The sequence below is a fragment of the Methylobacterium oryzihabitans genome (assembly GCF_004004555.2).
GTDB lineage: Bacteria > Pseudomonadota > Alphaproteobacteria > Rhizobiales > Beijerinckiaceae > Methylobacterium > Methylobacterium oryzihabitans.
Genome location: NZ_SACP01000003.1, coordinates 31,311 through 51,881, shown reverse-complemented (window position 1 = coordinate 51,881; position 20,571 = coordinate 31,311). Strand labels below are relative to the sequence as shown.

Annotated in this window: 19 protein-coding genes; 12 read left to right on the top strand and 7 right to left on the bottom strand. The window is 71.9% G+C overall.

Going from position 1 to position 20,571, the window contains the following annotated elements; all coding sequences use genetic code 11:
* Positions 1–72: 72 nt before the first annotated feature.
* Positions 73–1,203 (bottom strand): NHL repeat-containing protein, encoded by a 1,131-nt coding sequence (locus EOE48_RS04200; protein WP_127727535.1) that lies wholly within the window; start codon positions 1,201–1,203, stop codon positions 73–75.
* Positions 1,204–1,284: 81 nt separating this feature from the next.
* The gene (locus EOE48_RS04195; protein ID WP_127727534.1) at positions 1,285–2,172 is read right to left on the bottom strand and encodes a protein-methionine-sulfoxide reductase heme-binding subunit MsrQ; all 888 of its coding nucleotides are present in this window, start codon (positions 2,170–2,172) and stop codon (positions 1,285–1,287) included.
* 169 nt (positions 2,173–2,341) lie between these two features.
* Here EOE48_RS04195 and EOE48_RS04190 point away from each other — a divergent pair, with 169 nt between their 5' ends.
* From EOE48_RS04190 to EOE48_RS04170, 5 genes are all read left to right on the top strand, one after another.
* A complete protein-coding gene (locus EOE48_RS04190) occupies positions 2,342–2,674 on the top strand; it encodes a hypothetical protein (protein WP_127727533.1) in 333 nt (110 codons plus the stop codon).
* A 51-nt stretch (positions 2,675–2,725) separates the two neighbouring features.
* A complete protein-coding gene (locus tag EOE48_RS04185) occupies positions 2,726–3,253 on the top strand; it encodes a Uma2 family endonuclease (RefSeq protein WP_127727532.1) in 528 nt (175 codons plus the stop codon).
* Positions 3,254–3,324: 71 nt separating this feature from the next.
* Positions 3,325–4,323: an adenosine kinase gene (locus EOE48_RS04180; RefSeq protein ID WP_127727531.1), complete on the top strand. Its 999-nt coding sequence runs from the start codon at positions 3,325–3,327 to the stop codon at positions 4,321–4,323.
* A gap of 17 nt (positions 4,324–4,340) precedes the next feature.
* On the top strand, positions 4,341–5,183 hold the full coding sequence (gene ugpE, locus EOE48_RS04175; RefSeq protein WP_127727530.1) for a sn-glycerol-3-phosphate ABC transporter permease UgpE: 843 nt from the start codon (positions 4,341–4,343) through the stop codon (positions 5,181–5,183).
* A 13-nt stretch (positions 5,184–5,196) separates the two neighbouring features.
* Entirely contained in the window at positions 5,197–6,249 is a 1,053-nt protein-coding gene (locus EOE48_RS04170; RefSeq protein ID WP_127727529.1) for an ABC transporter ATP-binding protein, read from the top strand.
* 2 nt (positions 6,250–6,251) lie between these two features.
* Here EOE48_RS04170 and EOE48_RS04165 read toward each other — a convergent pair whose 3' ends face one another.
* The 3 genes from EOE48_RS04165 to EOE48_RS04155 form a co-directional block, all read right to left on the bottom strand.
* Positions 6,252–7,451, bottom strand: a complete 1,200-nt coding sequence (locus EOE48_RS04165; protein ID WP_127727528.1) for a DUF2235 domain-containing protein — start codon at positions 7,449–7,451, stop codon at positions 6,252–6,254.
* Positions 7,452–7,563: 112 nt separating this feature from the next.
* Positions 7,564–10,110, bottom strand: coding sequence for a hybrid sensor histidine kinase/response regulator (locus tag EOE48_RS04160; RefSeq protein WP_127727527.1), 2,547 nt, complete (start codon positions 10,108–10,110; stop codon positions 7,564–7,566).
* Between the two features lie 150 nt (positions 10,111–10,260).
* Positions 10,261–11,172, bottom strand: coding sequence for a LysR family transcriptional regulator (locus tag EOE48_RS04155; RefSeq protein ID WP_127727526.1), 912 nt, complete (start codon positions 11,170–11,172; stop codon positions 10,261–10,263).
* Positions 11,173–11,317: 145 nt separating this feature from the next.
* Here EOE48_RS04155 and EOE48_RS04150 point away from each other — a divergent pair, with 145 nt between their 5' ends.
* From EOE48_RS04150 to EOE48_RS04130, 5 genes are read left to right on the top strand one after another with little or no spacing between them, the layout of a single operon-like run.
* Positions 11,318–12,844: an ABC transporter substrate-binding protein gene (locus EOE48_RS04150; protein WP_127727525.1), complete on the top strand. Its 1,527-nt coding sequence runs from the start codon at positions 11,318–11,320 to the stop codon at positions 12,842–12,844.
* A gap of 7 nt (positions 12,845–12,851) precedes the next feature.
* Positions 12,852–13,766 (top strand): ABC transporter permease, encoded by a 915-nt coding sequence (locus EOE48_RS04145; protein ID WP_127727524.1) that lies wholly within the window; start codon positions 12,852–12,854, stop codon positions 13,764–13,766.
* Positions 13,763–14,674, top strand: coding sequence for an ABC transporter permease (locus EOE48_RS04140; RefSeq protein WP_127727523.1), 912 nt, complete (start codon positions 13,763–13,765; stop codon positions 14,672–14,674). Before EOE48_RS04145 ends, EOE48_RS04140 begins: the two co-directional genes overlap by 4 nt.
* Positions 14,675–14,705: 31 nt before the next feature.
* A complete protein-coding gene (locus tag EOE48_RS04135) occupies positions 14,706–16,118 on the top strand; it encodes a M20 family metallopeptidase (protein WP_127727522.1) in 1,413 nt (470 codons plus the stop codon).
* Complete coding sequence (locus EOE48_RS04130) at positions 16,115–17,737, top strand: ABC transporter ATP-binding protein (protein WP_127727521.1); 1,623 nt, start codon at positions 16,115–16,117, stop codon at positions 17,735–17,737. The genes EOE48_RS04135 and EOE48_RS04130 overlap by 4 nt, the downstream gene beginning before the upstream one ends.
* Before the next feature lie 76 nt (positions 17,738–17,813).
* Here the strand turns inward: EOE48_RS04130 and EOE48_RS04125 are convergent, their stop codons facing one another.
* Together EOE48_RS04125 and EOE48_RS04120 are read right to left on the bottom strand one after the other, a co-directional pair.
* On the bottom strand, positions 17,814–18,284 hold the full coding sequence (locus EOE48_RS04125) for a PIN domain-containing protein (RefSeq protein ID WP_127727520.1): 471 nt from the start codon (positions 18,282–18,284) through the stop codon (positions 17,814–17,816).
* Positions 18,281–18,565, bottom strand: a complete 285-nt coding sequence (locus tag EOE48_RS04120) for a hypothetical protein (RefSeq protein ID WP_127727519.1) — start codon at positions 18,563–18,565, stop codon at positions 18,281–18,283. Before EOE48_RS04120 ends, EOE48_RS04125 begins: the two co-directional genes overlap by 4 nt.
* 153 nt (positions 18,566–18,718) lie before the next feature.
* Here EOE48_RS04120 and EOE48_RS04115 point away from each other — a divergent pair, with 153 nt between their 5' ends.
* Both EOE48_RS04115 and EOE48_RS04110 read left to right on the top strand, forming a co-directional pair.
* Positions 18,719–18,985: a hypothetical protein gene (locus EOE48_RS04115; protein WP_127727518.1), complete on the top strand. Its 267-nt coding sequence runs from the start codon at positions 18,719–18,721 to the stop codon at positions 18,983–18,985.
* A 469-nt stretch (positions 18,986–19,454) separates the two neighbouring features.
* Positions 19,455–20,567, top strand: a complete 1,113-nt coding sequence (locus EOE48_RS04110) for an NAD-dependent epimerase/dehydratase family protein (RefSeq protein ID WP_127727517.1) — start codon at positions 19,455–19,457, stop codon at positions 20,565–20,567.
* The last annotated feature ends 4 nt before the right edge of the window (positions 20,568–20,571 follow it).

The window sequence follows — 20,571 nt, the reverse complement described above, 5'->3', positions numbered from 1 at the left end:
CCGCCAGAACGTGAAACCGCGTTTCGCACACGGCCGCCATGCCCCTGCGGACGGGACGAGACCGGGCCGGCCTCACGGGGCCGCGGCGCGCTTGCGCAGCACCATGTCGCCCCGGAACAGGAACTTCTGCGCCCGCTTGCCGGTATCGACCTCGGTGGTGAAGACGTTGCCCCTCGAATCGACCGCGAGGTTGTGGACCCAGTGGAAGTCGCCGGCCATGCGGCCGTTGCGGCCGAAGCGGCCCAGCACCTCGCCGGTGTCGCGACTGAGCGTGCGGACCTCGTTGTTGGCGCCGTCGGCGTTGAGGATGTAGCTCTCGCGCTCGTCCGGCCACAGGGCGAGCTCCCACACCGAGCCGTTGGCGCGGGTGGCCTTCTCGACGAACATCTCCTTCACGAAGCTGCCGTCCTTGCGGAAGACCTGGATGCGGTTGTTGGTGCGGTCGCAGACGTAGACGTAGACGAGGCCGTCGCGGGCGACCTGGACGCAATGGACCGGGTTGCGGAACTGCTGCGCCGGTTCGGCCGCCGGGTCGAAGGCGCCGAGCTTCTCGTCGGTCGGCGGCCGGCCGTAGGCGCCCCACATCCGCTTGAACGCGCCGGTCTCGGCGTCGAACACGATGATCCGGTGGTTGTAGTAGCCGTCGGCGACGTAGAGCTCGTTGGTCTCGGGATCGACCATCATCCCGGCGGGCCGGCCGAGGCGGGTGGTGTCCCGGCTGTCGGTCTGCGGCCCCTGCTTGCCGATCTGGAGCACGAAGCGGCCGTCCTGGGTGAACTTCAGGATCTGGCCGTCGGCCTCGCCGTTGCCGGCGAGCCAGACGAAGCCCTTGTGGTCGATGTGGATGCCGTGCTCGTTCTGCGGCCAGTCGTAGCCCTGCCCGGGCCCGCCCCAGGAGCGGATCAGCGTGCCGGCCTGATCGAAGACCAGCACCGGCGGTGCCGGCTTGCAGCAGCGGGTGCGCGGCGGATCGAGGCTCGCCGCCTTCTCGTCGTCGGTGAGGGTGCGGGGGCGCTGGACCACCCAGACGTTGTCCTGCGCGTCGACGGCCACGCCCGAGGCCTGTCCCATGATCCAGTCGTTCGGCAGCGGCCTCGGCCAGGCGGGATCGACCTCGAACCGCAGCGGCTCGGCGGCCAGGGCCGGCAGCGCGCAGGCGATGGCGGCCACGGCCGCCGCGCGGCGCAGCAGGTCTCGCACCATGATGTCCTCCCTCGATCGCCCCGATGTGGTCCCGGGGACGGAGGGCAGTGGACATCATGCCGCAGCGCGAGTCCAGCCGGGTCAGGGCGCCGGGACGGGACGTCCCGGGCGGAGGGCGGGGCGCTCGCCCTGGGGCCGGGGCGTCGAGCCGCCCCGCACGGTCCCGCCCCGCACGAGGTTGAGCGGCACCGTGAGCGCGACGATCCCGGCGACCCACCAGGCCGGGCGGATCTCGTAGAACTCGAGGTTGGCGGCCAGCACCGCGCCCGCCGGAACGCCGGTGGCGAGCGCGTACCACAGGGACTCGACGCCGGCCGTGGCCAGACCCGAGACGACCGCGAGGCCAGCCAGCGTGACCGGGCTGGTCGGCACCCGGAAGCGCTGCATCGCCCGCCAGCCCATCAGGGCGAGGAACAGCCCAGTCCAGAACACCGGGGTCGAGACGTCGATCTTCGACTGCAGGAAGAAGTGGAACAGCGCCAGCGCGGTCAGGGTGTAGACCAGCCGGTGCAGCTTCGGCCAGGACTGGCCGAGCCGGCGGATCATCGCGTCGGTCGAGGTGGCGCCGAGCACCGCGAGGCCGACGAGGGCGGCGAAGCCCACCGTGAGGTAGAACCGGACCGCGATCTCGGTCGCGACGCGGACGAGGTCGAACTTCTGGTCGGCAATGTACAGGACGAGGTGGACCGCCGCGTAGGCGAGCGCGGTCAGGCCGAGCATCCGCCGCACCAGGATCAGCCGCGGCATCCCGGCGATGCGCCGCATCGGCGTGACGGCGAGCCCGAGGATCAGGAACCGCACCGACCAGTCGCCCATGGCGTGCAGGGTGGCGGTGAGCGGCTTGGGGCCGAGCTGACCGAGGCCGTAGGCGGCGCTGTACCAGAGGCCCGGCGCGAGGGCGAAGGCGAACACCGCGAGCTTGAGCCGGGACAGGCGGCCGGCGCGGTCGAGCCAGGGAAGGGCGAGCATGCGGTACAACCGGATGGTGGGGAGGCTGGTCGGGGTTCGTGCGGCGCGCGCCGCGGGTTACGGCCGCGGGGCGGGTTTCGTTCCGCACGATCCCGTGAGCGGCGGGAGCTTGCCTCCGGCGGGCCTCCCGGGCCAGGAAGCGCGACGCCATACCCGACAGGAGCCGCCCGTGCCCAGACCCGCCGACAGGTCAGCCCCCGCGGGCGCGCTCGCCCTGCTCCTGCTCGCCGCCGGCCCGGCCGGCGCGGCCTGCACCGCCCCCTCCCCGCCCCCGGCGGCGGAGAAGCCGGCGAAGCCGGTCCTGCCGCCGAAGCCCGCCTGCCTCGACGCCAAGGCCGGCTGCCCGGGCTGGGAGGCCTACACCTACGGCGACCAGATCAAGGCCTACAACGCCCAGCTCGGCCCCTTCCGGACGGGCGCCGAGGCCTATGCCGGCAAGCTCAAGGCGTTCGTCGATGCCAGCGTCGCCTACGCCAATTGCGAGATGAAGACGCTCCAGTAGGGCGCCCGCCCGTGGTAGTCTGACGCCATGGGACCGGTCCGCAAGCCCCGCATGACCGTCGACGAGTTCCTGGCGTGGTCGCAGACCGTGCCGGGCCGGCACGAACTCGTCGCCGGCGAGGTGGTGGCGATGGCACCGGAGCGGGCGCGGCATGCGGAGGCGAAAGCGGCGGTCTACACCTCGCTTCGTCAGGCTTTGCGGGACGCCGGTTTGTCCTGCCGGGTCCTCCCCGACGGCATGACGGTACGGATCGACGGGCACACCGCATACGAGCCTGACGCCATCGTGTATTGCGGACCACGGATCGATCCGGAGACCGTCGAGGTGCCGGAACCGCTGATCGTGGTCGAAGTTCTTTCGCCCGGTACGAAGAGGATCGATACCGGCGAGAAGCTCGTCGGCTACTTCAGGGTCCCGAGCATCGTGCATTATCTCGTGGTCGATCCGGTCCGCGCCCTGGTCATCCATTACCGCAGGGCCGGCGAGCGGATCGAGACGGCCATCGTCGCGCAGGGATCCCTCCATCTCGACCCGCCCGGCCTGCGCATCTCCCTGGCCGACCTGTTCGAGAACGCCTGATCGGCCCGGCTTGACCGGCCGGGCCCCGGATGCCACAGGCGGCGCAGGACCGTCCGATACCCCAGGCCACCATGCCCGCCTCCCTCGACCTCCTCGTCCTCGGCAACGCCATCGTGGACGTGATGGCCCGCACCGACGAGGCGTTCCTGGTCCGCGAGGGCGTCCACAAGGGCGCGATGCAGCTCATCGACGAGGCCCGGGCCGAGCACCTGTTCGGCGTGATGGGGCCGGCGACCATCGTGTCGGGCGGCTCGGGCGCCAACACCGCGGTCGGCGCGGCCCTGCTCGGTGCCAGGACCGGCTTCGTCGGCAAGGTGCGCGACGACGAGCTCGGCCGGCTGTTCGCCCACGACCTCACCGCCACCGGCGTGCGCTTCGCCACCGCCCCGGCGGGCGAGGGGCCGGCGACCGCCCGCTGCTTCATCCTGGTGACGCCCGACGGCGAGCGCACCATGAACACCTATCTCGGCGCCTGCCAGGGCCTCTCGGCCGACGACGTCGACGAGGCGACGGCGGCGAGCGCCCGCTTCGTCTACCTCGAAGGCTACCTGTGGGATCCGCCGGCGGCCAAGGAGGCGTTCCGCAAGGCCGCCCGGGCCGCCCACGGCGCCGGCAACAAGGTCGCGCTGACCCTCTCGGACGCCTTCTGCGTCGATCGCTACCGCGACGAGTTCCTCGGGCTGATCCGCGACGGCAGCCTCGACATCCTGTTTGCCAACATCCACGAGCTGAAGAGCCTGTACCAGACTGCCAACGCCGAGACCGCTTTGGCGGCCCTGCGGGAGGAGACGGGCCTGCTCGGAATCGTCACCCGCTCGGAGGACGGCGCCCTCGTGGTCGCCGGCGGCGACACCCGCGCGGTGCCGGCCGCTCCCGTCCGCGAGGTGGTCGACACCACCGGCGCCGGCGACCTGTTCGCCGCCGGCTTCCTCGCCGGCCTCGCCCGCGGGCTCGACCACGCCGATTGCGCCCGCCTCGGCGCGGTGGCGGCGGCCGAGATCATCCAGCACATCGGCGCCCGGCCGCAGGCCGACCTCGCCGGGCTGGCGGCGCAGGCCGGCCTCCTCTAGCGGGACGCGGGGGCTCCGTGGTCGAGAACCGCCGCTTCGGCAACCTGATTCCCCATCTCGTCCTCTGCGTCGGGGTCGGGATCGTCGCCTTCCCGGTGCTGCTGGCGATCATCGCCTCGACCCACGACGCCGCCACCATCGCCAACGGCCAGATGCCGCTCTGGCCCGGCGACCGGCTCGTCGAGAACTACCGCCGGGCGCTCACCGAATCCGGCATGGCCGGCGCGCCGGTCGCCGCGATGCTGGTCAACAGCCTGATCTCGGCGCTGGTCATCGCGCTCGGCAAGATCGCGATCTCGCTGCTCTCGGCCTACGCGCTGATCTACTTCCGCTTTCCTTTCCGGCAGGCGGCGTTCTGGGCGATCTTCGTCACCCTGATGCTGCCGGTCGAGGTCCGCATCTTCCCGACCTACAAGGTCGCGGCGGATCTTCGCCTGCTCGACACCTATGCCGGGCTGACCCTGCCGCTGATCGCCTCGGCGACCGCCACCCTGCTGTTTCGCCAGTTCTTCCTCACGGTGCCGAACGAACTGGTCGAGGCGTCGCGCATTGACGGCGCCGGGCCGGTGCGGTTCTTCTTCGACACCCTGCTGCCCCTGTCGCGCACCACCACCGCGGCCCTGTTCGTCATCCTGTTCATCTACGGCTGGAACCAGTACCTGTGGCCGATCCTGGTGACGACTCGGGACGACATGCAGACGGTGGTGATCGGCCTGCGCAAGATGACCTCGATCACCGACCAGCTCACCGAGTGGCAGATCGTGATGGCGACCGCCGTGCTGGCGATGCTGCCGCCGGTGGTCGTCGTGTTCGCGATGCAGAAGCTGTTCGTGCGCGGTCTCGTCGAGACCGAGAAGTAGCGAGTCCCCCGCCATGGCAAGCCTCACCCTGGACCGGCTCGGCAAGACCTATCCGGGCGGCTTCACCGCCGTGCACGGCATCTCCCTCGACGTGCCCGACGGCGCGTTCTGCGTCCTCGTCGGGCCGTCCGGCTGCGGCAAGTCGACGGTGCTGCGGATGATCGCCGGGCTGGAGACCGTTAGCGCCGGCGACATCCGCATCGGCGCCCGGGTGGTCAACCAGGTCGAGCCGGCGGCCCGCGACATCGCGATGGTTTTCCAGAATTACGCGCTCTACCCGCACATGCGCGTCTACGACAACATGGCCTATGGCCTGCGCAACCGCGGCACGCCGAAGGCCGAGATCGAGACCCGGGTGCGCGAGGCCGGCAGGATGCTCGGCCTCGATGCCCTCCTCGACCGCTACCCGCGCCAGCTCTCCGGCGGCCAGCGCCAGCGCGTCGCCATGGGCCGGGCCATCGTGCGCAAGCCGCAGGTCTTCCTGTTCGACGAGCCGCTCTCCAACCTCGACGCCAAGCTGCGGGTGCAGATGCGGGTCGAGATCCGCCGGCTCCAGCGCCAGCTCGGCGTCACCACGGTCTACGTCACCCACGACCAGGTCGAGGCGATGACCATGGCCGACGTGCTGGTGGTGATGAATGGCGGCCGGATCGAGCAGGTCGGCACGCCGCTCGACATCTACCGCCGCCCGGCGAGCCGCTACGTCGCGACCTTCATCGGCGCCCCGCCGATGAACATCCTGCCGGCCGAGGTGGCGGAGGGCGGGGTGCAGGTCGGGGGGCGGTGGCTGCCGGCCGACACCGGCGGGCTCGCGCCGGGCGCGACGGTGGAGGCGGGCCTGCGCCCCGAGGCGCTGCACGTCGCCCCGGACGGCATCCCGTTCCGCGTCGCCTTCGTGGAGGAACTCGGCGCCACCCGCCTGCTGCACGGGCGGCTCGGCGAGGCGGACCTCGTGGTGCAGGTGCCGGCCGGCACGGCGCCGGCGGAGGGCGACACGATCGGGCTCGCGCCCGAGCCGGGGGCGATCCACCTGTTCGACGCCGGGTCGGGCCAGCGGCTGGGATAGGATCAGGCGGACGGCGGGGCGGGCGGGCCCTCCGGCTCCTCGTCCGGCTCCAGCCAATCCTCGATCCGGGCCTTCAGCGCGTCGAGGCCGAGAAGCGCGGTGAGGCTCGCCGACTCGTAGGGATGCGGCGTGTAGGGCGGCTTGCCGTCGACGGCCGGAGCGTCCCGGCGCAGCGCGACGCCGCGATGCAGCCGCTCGCTGTCCTGCTCGCACAAGGTCCGATTGTATCGCCGCTTCAGCGTCCACGGGAGACCGTTCCAGGAATCGACCGCGGCGCCGACGGGATCGGGCTTGAGGCGCCGCGCGAGGTACTCCTCGTCGAAGGCGAGCCCGTGCCGGCGTGCCTTGCCGATCATCCAGCCCCAGGCGAGGTCCGACAGCCCGGCATCCTCATAGCCGCCGCCGACGTTCGAGTGGGCTCCGGGGAACCAGCGCTGCTCGATGACCTGCCGGTCCGGGCTCACATGGGGGCGGCCCGGCTCGGCGGGCGGGGTGTCCGTCGTCCGCCGCGTCCAGATCGCCGGCTTGAACGCCTCCCGCTGCTCGTCGATCGCCAGGGCCTGATAGGCGTTCTCGACGAAGGCATTGAGTTCGGTGTCGTGGAAGGTCGGCCGGCGGCGGCCGATCAGCGGCAGCGCCCCGGCCGGAATGCCGAGGGCGCCGACCGTGTCCCACACCCCCAGGAACCGGACCAGGGGGAAGCGCCGCCGGTCGGAGCGCTGCGAAGCGCCCTCCGGCTTGCACAGTTCGGCGACGAACGCGGCCTTCGCCTCGCCGAGTTGCCGCTTCTCCTCGTCCGTCCCCCGCGGGTGCCGGTAGAGCGCGTAGGCGTCGGGAAACAGGTTCATGTCGCCCTTGTGCAGCAGCCCGACCTGCCCGAGCAGGCCGGCCAGACTGCGCACCGTGTAGGCGCCGCGGGAGAACCCGAACAGGAAGAGGGCATCGCCCTCCTCGTAGTTGTCGGCCAGGAAGCGATAGGCGTCCTGCACGTTCTGCGACAATCCGGTGCCGAGCGCTCCGTCGACGATCCGTCTCAGCTTGCTACCCGACGAGCCGACGCCCTGATCGTAATAGACGACCTGGGGATTTCCGGCCGCATCGCGCGGCGCCAGCGCCCGCACCGTCTTGACGACATTGGTCGGATACGGCTGGTCAGGCCAGTTCCAAGTTCCGTCGCAGGCCACGATCAGGTTCTTCGACATCGGCCGGACATCCCGTCAGTATTCGGCCATCGATAATCAACACCGTGATCCTCGGCAATGCCGGTCGATGGAATGCACGTCTCCCCGCCATTGCGCCCCGTCGCGGCGGTTCTCACGCCGCCCGGGCGCTCGGCGCGTGCTGGACCAGGATCCGGGCGATGTCGGCTTGCCGGAACGGCTTGTCGAGCTGGCGGAACCGGCGGGCGGTCTCGGGCAGGTGACCGCGGGGCGCGGCGAGGACGATGTCGAGGCTCGGATTGGTCAGCGACACCACGGCGGCAAGTTGCAGGCCCGACAGGATCGGCATCGCGTAGTCGGCGATCATCACGTCGTAGTCGCGGTCGGCGGCGAGAAGCTCCATCGCCTGGAGGCCGGACCCCGCCTGGGTCACCACGTGGCCGAGATCGGCGATCGCCGCCGCCGTGCTGTCGCGCAGCAACCCGTCGCCATCGACGAGGAGGACCCGCAGCGGCCGGTTGAAGGCCGGGACCGGCATCGGCGCCGGGACCTGCGGCGCCTCGCGGGAGGCCGGCAGCCACAGCTCGGTCACGGTCGCGCCCGCGGCGTCGGTGGCGCGCCGGAGCGCGCCGCCGACCTGCCGCAGCAGCAAGTCGACCGCCTCGATGCCGGCGCCGCCCGCGGCGTCGCTCGCGGCCGGGACGGGCTCGTGGTTGATCACCGCGACCCGCAGGTACGGGCCCGGCGGCAGCGCCGGCCCGCCCGGGGCGGGCAGCTCGGCGGCGGCGGCCGAGACCGTGAGGCGGCCCTCGGGCGCCATCGTGTCGCGGGCCTCGAAGGCGAGGTTGAGCAGCGCGATCTCGATCTGGCGCTCGCTGCACTGGGCGGCGGGGAGTTCGGCGGGGATCTCGACCGCGAGCCGGGCCTCGGGCAGGACCGAGATGCGCAGGAAGCCGTCGAGGTCGGAGAGGATCATCCGCAGGTCGGCCTGGGCCAGGGTGCTGGTCTGGCGCCGGGTCAGGGCGACCATGCGGCGGGTCAGGCCGGCGCCGCGCTCGGCGCCCTGGAGGGCGTGGTCGAGGAGGCGCGCGCCCTCGGGCGAGACGTCGTGGCGGTGCTGGAGCACCGACAGGCTGGTCAGGACCACCGTGAGGGCGTTGTTGAAGTCGTGGATGATGCCGTCGGTCATCCGCCGCATCACGTCGCGGCGGCGGCGCTCGACCGCGGCGTCGGGCTCGCCCGGGCTCAGCGGATGGGCGGGGGCGGCGCGCACCGGCCCTTCGAGGGCGTCGTCGACCTCGCGGCTGAGGGCGTGCAGGCGCGCGGTCGGGCGGCCCTGGTCGATGATGCGGGTGAAGCGCATCAGCAGCCGCCGCTCGCGGCCGTCCTCGCGGCTGCGCACCGTGACGTCGTGGGGCACGCTGCCGTCGAGGGCGGCCTGCATCGTGAGCTGCAGCACCGCCCGGTCCTCCGGGTGGATGCGCTCGATGATCTCGTCGAGGGAGGCGGCGCGCTCGGCGGCGTCGGAGACCCGGGTGCGGGTGAGGTCCGACCACGTCACCTGCCGGGTGGTGTGGTCGATCTCCCAGCAGCTCCAGCCGGCGAGGGTCTTGAACGCCTGCACCCGCTCCTTGCTGCGCCGCAGGGCCGATTGCGCCTCGCGCAGGGCGTGGTCGCGGATCAGGTGGCGATCGGCGCTCTCGATCGCGCGGGCGACGAGGGTGCGGAACTCGGCGACCGGCGGGGCGACGAGGGTGCGGGTGGTGTCCTCGCCGAGGCAGGTCCGGCCGGCGGCCCTCAGGCAGCGCACCAGCGGCCCGGCGAGGAGCCAGCCGAGGATGGCGGCGAGCCCGATCGCGCCGAGGAGCAGCGGCAGCAGCACCGGCGTGCCGAGGCCCGGAAACAGGCCCGGCGCCAGGGCGGCCTCGGCCGGCACCCGGGCGACCACCATCCAGCCGAGGCCGGAGAAGTCGCGAAAGCCGGTGGCGGAGGCGGAGCCTTCGAGCGCCGGCGCGCCGGAGCCGGTCCAGGCCTGCTCCGGCCCCGAGCGGTACAGCACCTGCCCGGCGGCGCTGAGCACCGTGAACGAGACGCCGCGCTGGGCGTCGCCGAGCGCCGTGCGGGCGAGCTGCTCGGCCTCCCGGGCCCAGGATTCGTCGAGCTGCACCGCGACGACGCCCCGCGGCACGCCGCTCTCGGTCGTCACCGGCGCGGCGATCTGGACGAGGCGGCCCGAGCCGGCGCCGGACCGGCCGGCATCGGAGCCGTCGATGATCGCGGTGCCGGCGCGGCCGCGGCCGAACCACGCGCTGCCGCCGGCGTCGCTGCCCTCGGCGCGGCCGCTCGCGGTGGCGAGCACCCGGCCGTTGGGCGCCGCGTACAGGATCTCGGCGTATTCCGGCCGCAGATTGCGCCAGGCCACCAGGAACTGGTGCTGCGCCTCCGACGAAGGGCCGGCCTGGATCAGCAGGCCGTTCTGCGCCGCGAGGCGCACGTCGCGGGAGACGTCGTAGAGCGTGCGGTCGAGGCCGTTCGACAGGATCGTCGCGGCCGAGCGCAGGGCGAGCCGGGTCTCGTCGGCCCGCCGCTCCTCGGTGCCGGCGCCGAGCCCGGCCAGGATCGCCGCGGCGCCGAGGGCCGCGGCCAGACCCAGCGCGGCCGCGGAGACGGTCCGCAGGGACGGCGTCGAGAAACCAAGCATCGCAGAGCCTATTCTGGGGGCCGGCATCGCCCTCCCGCGGCGGCGATCCGCGAGAGGGAGGCGGAGGTCAAGCTGACAGTCCGGGGTTAAGGTGACTTTAACGATGTCGGCGCGCGGGGCCCTTCCGGTGGGGAACCGCCGCCGGCGCGCTCACAGTCCCGCCGACAGCGCCGAGGTGAGATAGCCCACGAAGGCCCGGCAGGCATGGGGCAGGCGCCGCTCGCGCATGGTCTGGACCTGGATGTCGCGGTCGAGCCGCATGCGAGCCCGCAGCGGGATCGCCGCCAGCTCGCCGTGGCGCAGCGGCGTCGTCACCGACAGGGCCGACATCACCGCCAGCCCGCGGCTGCCGCGCACGAACGGGAACAGGGCGGCGAGCCGGTTGGCGGTCAGGACGGGCTCGACCGCGAGACCCTCCTCGTGGCAGGCGGCGTCGAACACCCGGCGCAGGGTGGTGTCGGAGGTCACCAGCGCCAGCGGGTAGGAGGCGAGATCGGAGAGAAACAGGACCTCGCGGCCCGCGAGGGGATGGTCCGGGGCGCTCACCGCGACCATCGCCACGACGCTCTCGTAGAGGACCCGGACCACCGCCTCGGCGCCGGCCGGCGGCCGGCCGAGGGCGAAGGTGACGCCGAGATCGACCTCGCCCTCGGCCACCAGCCGGGTCACCGTCGCGGGCGCCTCGACCGCGAGCTCGAAGCGGATGCCGGGATGGACCCGGTGGAACGCCGCGATGGCGTTGGGCAGCAGGTCGAGGGCGAAGCCTTCGGTGCAGGCGATGCGCACGAAGCCGCGGGCGAGGCCGCGCAGCTCGTGGATCTCGGTGGCGACCTGCTCGGCGCCGCGCAGGGTCGCCCGGGCGTGGCGCGCCAGCAGCTCGCCGGCCGGGCTCGCCACCATGCCCCGGGGCCGGCGCTCGAACAGCACGCAGTCCAGCTCCGCCTCCAGGTTGGCGATCTGCCGGCTGATCGCCGAGGCGGCGACGTTGAGCTGCTCCGAGGCCCGGGCGATCGAGCCGGTGCGGGCGACGGCGAGGAAGTAGCGCAGGCTGGTGGTCTGCATCGGGGAACTCGCCGGGCTGCCTTGCCGATGCGGCAACGCAGCGATCGAACAATTCTACTTGTTGCGAATGCAGATGCACAACATCCTGCCATGAGCAGATTTTCGGCAGTCGCGGTGTCGCAAGTCACGGAGCAGGAGTGGTCCAATGCGGTTCAGGTCTCGCGCGTCCCGTCTCGCCCTCGGCCTGATCCTCGCGGCCGGCACAGCGCCCGCGCTGGCCGGCAAGGCCAACGATACCCTGGTCTATGCCTCGGACACCGAGCCGGAGAACGTCAGCCCGTACCACAACAACGTCCGCGAGGGCGTGATCCTCGCCCGCAACGTCTGGGACACGCTGCTCTACCGCGACCCGAAGACCGGCCAGTACCTGCCGATGCTGGCGACCGCGTGGCGCTGGGTCGATCCGACCACCCTCGAACTGACGCTGCGCGACGGCGTGACCTTCCACAACGGCGACCCCTTCACCGCCGACGACGTCGTCTTCACGGTCAACTGGGTGCTCACCCCCGAGGCGAGGGTGGTGACCAAGCAGAACGTCGAGTGGATGAAATCGGCCGACAAGGTCGATGCGCGCACGGTGCGGATCCACCTCAAGGCGCCGTTCCCCGCCGCCCTCGAATACCTCGCCGGCCCGGTGCCGATCTACCCGGCCGCCTACACCAGGAAGGTCGGGCTCGACGGCTTCGCCAAGGCGCCGGTCGGCACCGGGCCCTATCGCATCACCGCGGTCGAGAACGGGCGCGGCGTGAAGATGGAACGGTTCAGGAACTACTGGAAGGGCAGCCCGGCCGGCGAGCCGAGGATCGGCAAGCTCGAATTCCGGGTCATCCCCGACGCCGACAGCCGCATGGCCGAGCTGATGACCGGCGGCGTCGACTGGATCTGGCGGGTGCCAAGCGATCAGGCCGACCAGCTCAGGACCGTCCCCAACCTCACCGTGCTCAGCGCCGAGACGATGCGGGTCGGCTTCCTGCAATTCGACGTGCGCGGCACCGCGATGGCGAACTCGCCGCTCAAGGACGTGCGGGTCCGGCAGGCGATCTCCCACGCCGTCGACCGCAAGGCGATGGTCGACAACCTCGTGCGCGGCGGCAGCCGGGTGATGAATTCGGCCTGCTTCATCGAGCAGTTCGGCTGCACCGACGCGGGCGTGCCGGTCTACGCCTACGACCCGGCCCGGGCGAAGACGCTCCTGGCCGAGGCCGGCTACCCGAACGGCTTCGACATCGACCTCGGCGCCTACCGCGAGCGCGACTACGCCGAGGCGGTGCTCGGCTATCTCCGCGCCGTCGGCATCAGGGCGCGGCTCAACTACCTCAAGTATGCCGCCCTGCGCGAGCAGGGCCGGGCCGGCAAGGTGTCGATCTTCTTCCAGACCTGGGGCTCGTTCTCGGTCAACGACGCCTCGGCGTTCACCGGAGTGTATTTCGGCGGCGGCGACGACGACACCGCCAAGGATCCCGAGACGGTCGCGCTGCTCAAGGCCGCCGACACCGCGACCGATCCGGCCGAGCGCAAGACGCGATACGCCGCCGCCCTCAAGCGGATCGCCGCGGAGGCCTACGCCCTGCCGCTGTTCTCGTACTCGACCCACTACGCCTTCACCCACGACCTCGCCTTCACGGCCCAGCCCGACGAGGTGCCGCGGTTCTACGCCGCGTCGTGGAAGTGAGGCCGCCATGCTGCGCTTCACCCTGCGCCGCCTCCTCGTCGCGCTGGCGGTCGCCGTGACGGTCTCGGTCGCGACCTTCCTGCTGCTGCACCTGTCGGGCGACCTCGCCACCGCCATCGCCGGGCCGGAGGCCTCGGCCGAGCAGGTCGCTGCGGTCCGCACCGAGTACGGCCTCGACCGGCCGCTCGCGGTGCAGTTCGCCGCCTGGGCGTGGCGGGCGCTGCGGTTCGATTTCGGCAACTCGTTCTACTTCCGCGAGAGCGTCGCAGACCTGCTCGCCTCGCGCCTGCCGATCACCCTGACCCTCGGGATCATCGCGCTCGCCGTCGCGCTGTTCGTGGCGATCCCGCTCGGCGTGCTGGCGTCGGTCAAGCGCGACACCTGGATCGACCGGCTGGCGCTGTTCGTCTCGGTGCTCGGGCAGGCGATGCCGAGCTTCTGGTTCGGCCTGACCCTGATCCTGGTCTTCGCGGTCAACCTGCGCTGGCTGCCGGTCTCCGGCAACGCGACCTGGAAGCACTTCGTCCTGCCGGCGGTGGCGCTCGGCTACTACGCGATGCCGGCGGTGATGCGGCTGACCCGCAACGGCATGCTGGAGGTGCTGAATTCCGACTACGTCCGCACCGCCCGGGCCAAGGGCCTGCCGGCGCGCACGATCCTGGTGCGCCACGCCCTGCGCAACGCCGTCATCCCGGTGATCGCGCTGGCCGCGGTGCAGTTCGGCTTCATGCTCGGCGGCTCGATCGTCATCGAGGCGGTGTTCTCGCTCCAGGGCCTCGGCCAGCTCGCCTGGGAATCGATCGCCCGCAACGACTTCCCGGTGGTGCAGGCGATCGTGCTGGTGCTGGCGATGATCTACATCGCGCTCACCCTCGCGGCCGACCTCCTCAACGCCCTGCTCGATCCGAGGCTGCGCCGATGACCTCGCTCCCCTCCCCCGCCGCCGTGGCGACGCCCGCGCTGCCGCCGGTCGCCTCGCCGCTCGCCATCGCGCTCGGCCGCTCGCTGGGCCATCGCGGCTTCGTCCTCGGCGCCGCGATCCTGGCGGTGATCGTGGCGGCGGCGCTCGCCGCGCCCCTGATCGCGCCGCACGACCCCTACGCCCAGGACGTCGCCCGCCGCATGGTGCCGCCGGTCTGGCACGCCAAGGGCACCTGGGAGCACGTGCTCGGCACCGACAAGCTCGGGCGCGACTATCTCAGCCGGCTGCTCCACGGCGCCCGGATCTCGCTGCTGATCGGTCTGTCGAGCGCGCTGATCTCGGGGGTGATCGGCACCGTGCTCGGCGTCTGCGCCGGCTATTTCGGCGGCCGGGTCGACGCCGTGGTGAGCTACGTCGTCACCACCCGCCTCGCGATGCCGGTGGTGCTGGTGGCGCTCGCGGTGGCCGCCCTGGTCGGCGGCTCGCTCGAGGTGGTGATCCTGGTCCTCGGCCTGCTGCTGTGGGACCGCTTCGCGGTGGTGACGCGGGCCGCGACCCAGCAGGTGCGCAGCCTCGACTTCGTCTCCGCCGCGGTCTCGGCCGGGTTCTCGACCCCGCGCATCGTGCTGCAGGAGATCCTGCCCAACATCCTCAACCCGCTGATCGTGGTGGCGACGCTGGAGATGGCGCACGCGATCCTGCTCGAGGCCGCGCTGTCGTTCCTCGGCCTCGGGGTGCAGCCGCCGCTGCCGTCCTGGGGGCTGATGATCGCCGAGGGCAAGCCGTACATGTTCTTCTCGCCCTGGGTCATCACCATCCCGGGCGTGGCGCTGCTGCTGCTGGTGCTGGCGATCAACCTCGTCGGCGACGGCGTGCGCGACGTGACGGCCCCCGAGGCGCGCCGCTGACCCTCTCCTCCCTGCGTAACGGGACCCTGCCATGAGCCGATCCGACGCCCTCGCCCGCGCCGCCCGCCTGTTCGACGACGGCGGCTTCCTCGCCCTGCTGCGCGACAAGGTGGCTTTCCGCACCGAGAGCCAGGCGAGCGGGCAGGACGACGCCCTGCGCGCCTACCTCGCGGACGGGCTCGGGCCCGATCTTCTCCGGCTCGGCTTCGAGAGCCGCATCCTCGACAACCCGGACGGCCGCCACGGCCCGTTCCTGATCGCCGAGCGGCACGAATCGGCCGAACTGCCGACGGTGCTGGTCTACGGCCACGGCGACACCGTGCTCGGCGTGCCGGAGCAGTGGCGCGCCGGGCTGGAGCCCTGGCGGGTCGTGGTCGAGGGCGAGCGCTGGTACGGCCGCGGCATCGCCGACAACAAGGGCCAGCACCTCGTCAACCTCGCGGCCCTCGAACAGGTGATGGCGGCGCGCGGCGGCCGGCTCGGCTTCAACGTCAAGCTCCTGGTCGAGATGGGCGAGGAGGTCGGCTCGCCGGGCCTGCGGGCGCTGTGCGCGGCCGAGCGCGAGGCGCTCGCCGCCGACCTGCTGATCGCCTCGGACGGGCCGCGCCTGAGCGCCGAGCGCCCGACGCTGTTCCTCGGCTCCCGCGGCGCCTACAATTTCGAGCTGGTCGTCGACCTGCGCGAGGGCGGCCACCATTCCGGCAACTGGGGCGGGCTGCTGCGCAACCCCGGCATCGTGCTCGCCCACGCCATCGCGGCGCTGGTCGATGCCGACGGCCGCATCCTGGTCGAGGGCCTGCGCCCGCCGCCGATCCCCGCCGGGGTGCGGGCGGCCCTGGCGGGCCTGGAGGTCGGCGGCGGCCCGACCGACCCGGCGATCGACCCGAACTGGGGCGAGCCCGGCCTGACCGCGGCGGAAAAGCTGTTCGCCTGGAACACCCTCGACGTGCTGGCCTTCAAGACCGGCAACCCCGAGGGTCCGCTCAACGCCGTGCCGCCCCGCGCCGTGGCGACGCTGCAGATGCGCTTCGTCGTCGGCACCGACTGGGAGAACGCGCCGGCGATCCTGCGCGCGCATCTCGACCATCACGGCTTCGGGTCGGTCCAGGTCCGGGCGGCGCGCCAGGAGGTGTTTCAGGCCACCCGCCTCGACGTCGAGGATCCGTGGGTCGACTGGGCGCTCGGCTCGATCCGCCGCTCGACCGGCAAGGACCCGGTGCTGCTGCCCAATCTCGGCGGCTCGCTGCCCAACGACGCCTTCGCCCACCTCCTCGGCCTGCCGACGCTGTGGGTGCCGCATTCCTACCCGGCCTGCTCGCAGCATGCCCCGGACGAGCACCTGCTCGCCCCGGTGGTGCGCGAGGGGCTGGTGCTGATGGCCGGCCTGTTCTGGGACCTCGGCGAGACCGGGCCGGCGCTCCTCGCGAGCAGGAGGGCGGCGTGAGCGAACCCGTCGTCGCGATCCGCGACCTCACCATCGCCCTGCCGAAGGGCGCCGACCGGCCGAACGCCGTCGAGGGCGTCAGCCTCGACCTGATGCCCGGCCGGATCCTGTGCCTCGTCGGCGAATCGGGCTCGGGCAAGTCGATGAGCGCCTACGCGCTGATGGGCCTCCTGCCGCACGGCTTCTCCCCGAGCGGCGGCACGATCCGGTTCGAGGGCCGCGATCTCGTGGGCTTGCGGGAATCCGAGTGGCGGGCGATCCGCGGCCGGCGCATCGCGATGATCTTCCAGGAGCCGATGACGGCCCTGAACCCGGTCCTGCGCATCGGCGACCAGATCGCCGAGATGTTCGAGGCCCACGGCCTGCTGACCCGGCGCGAAAGATGGGACCGCGCCGTGGCGCTCGCCACGGAGGTCGGGCTGCCCGATCCCGAGCGGATCGTGCGCTCCTACCCGCACCAGCTCTCCGGCGGGCAGCGCCAGCGGGCGATGATCGCGATGGCGCTGGCGCTGGAACCCGCCGTGCTGGTGGCCGACGAGCCGACGACGGCCCTCGACGTGACGACCCAGGCGCAGATTCTGAAGCTCATCCGCGACCTCCAGCGCCGCCGCAACATGGCGGTGCTGTTCATCACCCACGATTTCGGCGTGGTCGCCGACATCGCCGATCACGTCGCCGTGCTCCAGCGCGGCCGGGTGGTCGAGGAGGGCCCGGCCGCGGCGGTGCTGCGCACGCCGCGGCACGCCTACACGAGGAGCCTGCTCGCCGCGGTGCCGGGACTGGTGCCGCCGCAGCGCGCCGCGCTGGACGACGCTCCGCCGGCGCTGGCCGTCGAGGGGCTGGCCAAGACCTACGTCACCCGCACCGGCCTGATCGGCCCGCCCCGGGTGGTCGCCGCGGCGAAGGGCGTGAGCTTCGTGGTGCGGCGGGGCGAGACCCTCGGCCTCGTCGGCGAGTCGGGCTCGGGCAAGTCCACCACCGCGCGGCTGGCGATCCGTCTGGTCGAGCCGGATTCCGGCGCGATCCATCTCGGCACCACCGACTACGCGGCGCTCGCCCCGGCCCGCCTGCGCCAGGAGCGCAAGCGGGTGCAGATGATCTTCCAGGACCCGTTCGCCTCGCTCAACCCGCGCCGCACCGTGGAGCAGATCATCGCCGGCGGCCCGATCGCCCACGGCACTCCGGCGAGCGTCGCCCGGGCGCGGGCGCGGGAACTGCTCGCTCTCGTCGGCCTCGACCCGCGGGCGGGCGACCGCTACCCGAACGCCTTCTCGGGCGGGCAGCGCCAGCGCATCGGCATCGCCCGGGCGCTCGCCCTCGAACCGGACGTGCTCGTCGCCGACGAGGCGGTCTCGGCCCTCGACGTCTCGGTCCAGGCGCAGGTGCTGGCCCTCCTCGACGACCTCAAGCGGCGCCTGCATCTGGCGATGCTGTTCATCACCCACGACCTGCGGGTGGCGGCGCAGATCTGCGACCGCATCGCGGTGATGCGGAAGGGCGAGATCGTCGAGATGCAGCCGGCCGCGGCTTTGTTCGCCGATCCGCGGCATCCCTACACGCGGACGCTGCTGGAGGCGATTCCGGGGCGCTCTGTGTTCGGGCGGGACGACGCGGCGTGAGGCGCAGGGGCCGGCAGCCACCGGGACGATGATCGGTGTCGAACCTTGTTTCGCAAGGATCCGGCCGAGCGGCGCCTTATATCAGTCCATAATCTTCACGCTGGTGGTTAAAACTGACGGCTTGAAGGCCGCTGATGCTCGCAGCGACGAACAAGTCTAGGTCGGCGGTCAGGATTTGATACGCTGGCAGCTTGCAAGCTTCGAGAATCGCCGTATCCGTGAGTCCGAGACGGCGAAAATCCGGTCGTAGCACCACCTCGGAACTCGGGACGTATCGCTCGACATTCGATCCGACGATCGTTTCGAGGGTTGCCATGATCCTGCTTCGCTCGGGGTCCCTATGCTGACGGAGCAGGTTCGCGGCCTCCGAGACGGTGTTGGGCAACAGGATCAACTCGGGATCGCGTCCGAGGAGGTGCAGCAGCAACTCGAAATCATCGACGGTGAATTCGGTGAGATTCTTGTGCTTCGGAATGATCGAGAGGGATGTCGCACCGACCGCCAGCAACACCATGAGCTGCGTGTCGAGCAGGATCGGAATCGTCATTCGTTTCCGAATTCACGAATCTTGATCGACGGATAATCGTTGGTGTCCTCCGGGATGCGAACGACCTTGTAGGCCTGCCTCAAGCGCCCCTGATTCATCAGGGCCGTGAGCGCCCCCTGCTCGCTCGCGACGGATGGCCTCGTCATCCCAAGCGTCACGAGCCACGCGCGCTCCTGCCGGTCGTACTCCACCTCTTCGAGCCGGAGTCCGGCGATTTCTTCATCGGCGAAAACGGCGCCGAGGAATTCCTTGGCCTTGGCCACCGCCTGCTTCACGTCCATCGCATGCTCCGCGTCAAACAGGGACCTGTTGCGCGTTCATCAACCTAGCACCGGTACCGTCGGCGTCCAGCAGCGGAGGGCACGGGCCGCGACAGCGCGGCGGGAACCACCGGCACCGACCTCCGTTGACTCACTCGCATCCGGGTACCGTCCATGACCTCGACCGTCCTTCGCCTCGCCCTCGCCGCCGGCCTGCTCGTCGCCGCGACCGGAGCCTCCGTCGCGCGCAACAGCGACAGTGGCAGCGGGCTGTCACCCTACGCGGCGCTCAGCGGCAACGACCGCTCGGCCGGCGTCAACAACGGCAACTACACCCAACCGCGCTACAACCCGTACCTGCGCGCCTACGGGCCGCGCCGCGCGCCCGTGACCTATCCCGGCCGGCCGGTTCCCACGCCCTATTACGGCTATCCGTACTGAGCGGCGGCCGGAATCCGCGACCGATCGCCCCGCGAGGTCCGATCCGGATCCCGCGGCCGGCGATCCCATGCGCCCCACCCATGCGCTTCTCGGGCGTGAATCACCGTCACGACCGCACCACGACCGGCCGGTCCCGCCGTGCGGTGAAATCTCGACCTTGCCGAATCGACCGGATCGACGGTCGCCGTCCGGTGTCTGGTCGGGCACGATACGAGCCGCAACAATCCGGGCGCACATCTGACCTTCGGGAATATTGACAACGACCGTCGGCGTCGCCGACGATGACGTTGCCGCGCGGCACGATCCCGCTCCGGCTTCCCGCGCGGCCGCCTCCGGCGGTCGCGGAGTGCCGGTGCTCCACGGGGCGCCTCGCCCCGGTGGATGCCCTGCCCGGAACAGGCAAGGAACTTACCTCCCGGTCCCGCATTATACTCCAGGATAGTATTCCTGGCAGCGAGGACCGAGGCGCTTGGCAGAGACCGTTCTGATCACCGGCGGGGCCGGATTCATCGGCCGGCACCTCGCGGCGGAACTGCTCCGCCGGGGCTACGGCGTCCGGGTGCTCGACAGCCTCATCGATCAGGTTCATGGCGGCCGCGGCGCGCCCGAGGGGCTCGATCCCCGCGTCGCCTTCATCGACGGAGACGTGCGCGACGCCGCCGCGGTGGCCCGCGCCCTCGACGGGGCCGGCAGCGTCGTGCACCTCGCGGCCGAGGTCGGCGTCGGCCAGAGCATGTACGCCATCGACCGCTACGTCTCGGTCAACGACCACGGCACCGCGGTGCTGTTCCAGCGGCTGATCGAGGCACCGGTGCGCCGGGTCGTCGTCGCCTCCTCGATGAGCGTCTACGGCGAGGGGCTCTACGCGACGCAGGACGGCACGACGCTGGCCGACGTCGCCCGCAGGCCGCGCCGGCCGGGCGAGCCGTGGGACCCCCTCGACGGCGAGGGCCGCCCGCTGCGCCCGCGGCCGACCCCGGAATCCAAGCAGCCCGCCCTCGCCTCGGTCTACGCGCTGACGAAGTACATGCAGGAGCGCCTGACCCTCACGGTGGCACCGGCCTACGGCATGGAGGGCGTCGCCCTGCGGCTGTGGAACGCCTACGGCCCCGGTCAGGCGCTGTCGAACCCCTATACCGGCGTCCTGGCGATCTTCGCCTCGCGGCTTCACAACGGCCAGCGGCCGATGATCTTCGAGGACGGCGAGCAGCGGCGCGACTTCGTCCACGTCGCCGACGTGGCGCAGGCCTTCGCCCTGGCCCTGGAGCACCCCGCCGCGGCGGGGCAGGTCTACAACGTCGGCAGCGGCGAGGACCGCACGGTGCGCGAGGTCGCGCGCATGCTCGCCGCCGCGATGGGCCGCGAGGGAATCGAGCCCGAGGTCACCGGCAAGGCCCGGGCCGGCGACATCCGGCACTGCATCGCCGACATCGGCAAGATCCGGCGCGAGCTCGGCTACGCGCCGCGCCGCGACTTCCGCGAGGGGCTGGCGGAACTCGCCGCCTGGGTCGCCGAGCAGGAGGCGGTCGACCGCGTCGGCGAGGCCCGCCGCGAACTCGAAGCCAAGGGGCTCGTCGCGTGAGGCC

Excerpts from the sequence above, each read along its gene's own strand:
- EOE48_RS04120 (WP_127727519.1), bottom strand. The coding sequence starts at position 18,565 with ATGGACGTGAAGCAGGCGGTGGCCAAGGCCAAGGAATTCCTCGGCGCC.
- EOE48_RS04165 (WP_127727528.1), bottom strand. The coding sequence starts at position 7,451 with ATGTCGAAGAACCTGATCGTGGCCTGCGACGGAACTTGGAACTGGCCT.
- EOE48_RS04180 (WP_127727531.1), top strand. The coding sequence starts at position 3,325 with ATGCCCGCCTCCCTCGACCTCCTCGTCCTCGGCAACGCCATCGTGGAC.
- EOE48_RS04140 (WP_127727523.1), top strand. The coding sequence starts at position 13,763 with ATGACCTCGCTCCCCTCCCCCGCCGCCGTGGCGACGCCCGCGCTGCCG.
- EOE48_RS04135 (WP_127727522.1), top strand. The coding sequence starts at position 14,706 with ATGAGCCGATCCGACGCCCTCGCCCGCGCCGCCCGCCTGTTCGACGAC.
- EOE48_RS04200 (WP_127727535.1), bottom strand. The coding sequence starts at position 1,203 with ATGGTGCGAGACCTGCTGCGCCGCGCGGCGGCCGTGGCCGCCATCGCC.
- EOE48_RS04170 (WP_127727529.1), top strand. The coding sequence starts at position 5,197 with ATGGCAAGCCTCACCCTGGACCGGCTCGGCAAGACCTATCCGGGCGGC.
- EOE48_RS04125 (WP_127727520.1), bottom strand. The coding sequence starts at position 18,284 with ATGACGATTCCGATCCTGCTCGACACGCAGCTCATGGTGTTGCTGGCG.
- EOE48_RS04150 (WP_127727525.1), top strand. The coding sequence starts at position 11,318 with ATGCGGTTCAGGTCTCGCGCGTCCCGTCTCGCCCTCGGCCTGATCCTC.
- EOE48_RS04155 (WP_127727526.1), bottom strand. The coding sequence starts at position 11,172 with ATGCAGACCACCAGCCTGCGCTACTTCCTCGCCGTCGCCCGCACCGGC.
- EOE48_RS04160 (WP_127727527.1), bottom strand. The coding sequence starts at position 10,110 with ATGCTTGGTTTCTCGACGCCGTCCCTGCGGACCGTCTCCGCGGCCGCG.
- EOE48_RS04115 (WP_127727518.1), top strand. The coding sequence starts at position 18,719 with ATGACCTCGACCGTCCTTCGCCTCGCCCTCGCCGCCGGCCTGCTCGTC.
- EOE48_RS04185 (WP_127727532.1), top strand. The coding sequence starts at position 2,726 with ATGACCGTCGACGAGTTCCTGGCGTGGTCGCAGACCGTGCCGGGCCGG.
- EOE48_RS04145 (WP_127727524.1), top strand. The coding sequence starts at position 12,852 with ATGCTGCGCTTCACCCTGCGCCGCCTCCTCGTCGCGCTGGCGGTCGCC.
- EOE48_RS04195 (WP_127727534.1), bottom strand. The coding sequence starts at position 2,172 with ATGCTCGCCCTTCCCTGGCTCGACCGCGCCGGCCGCCTGTCCCGGCTC.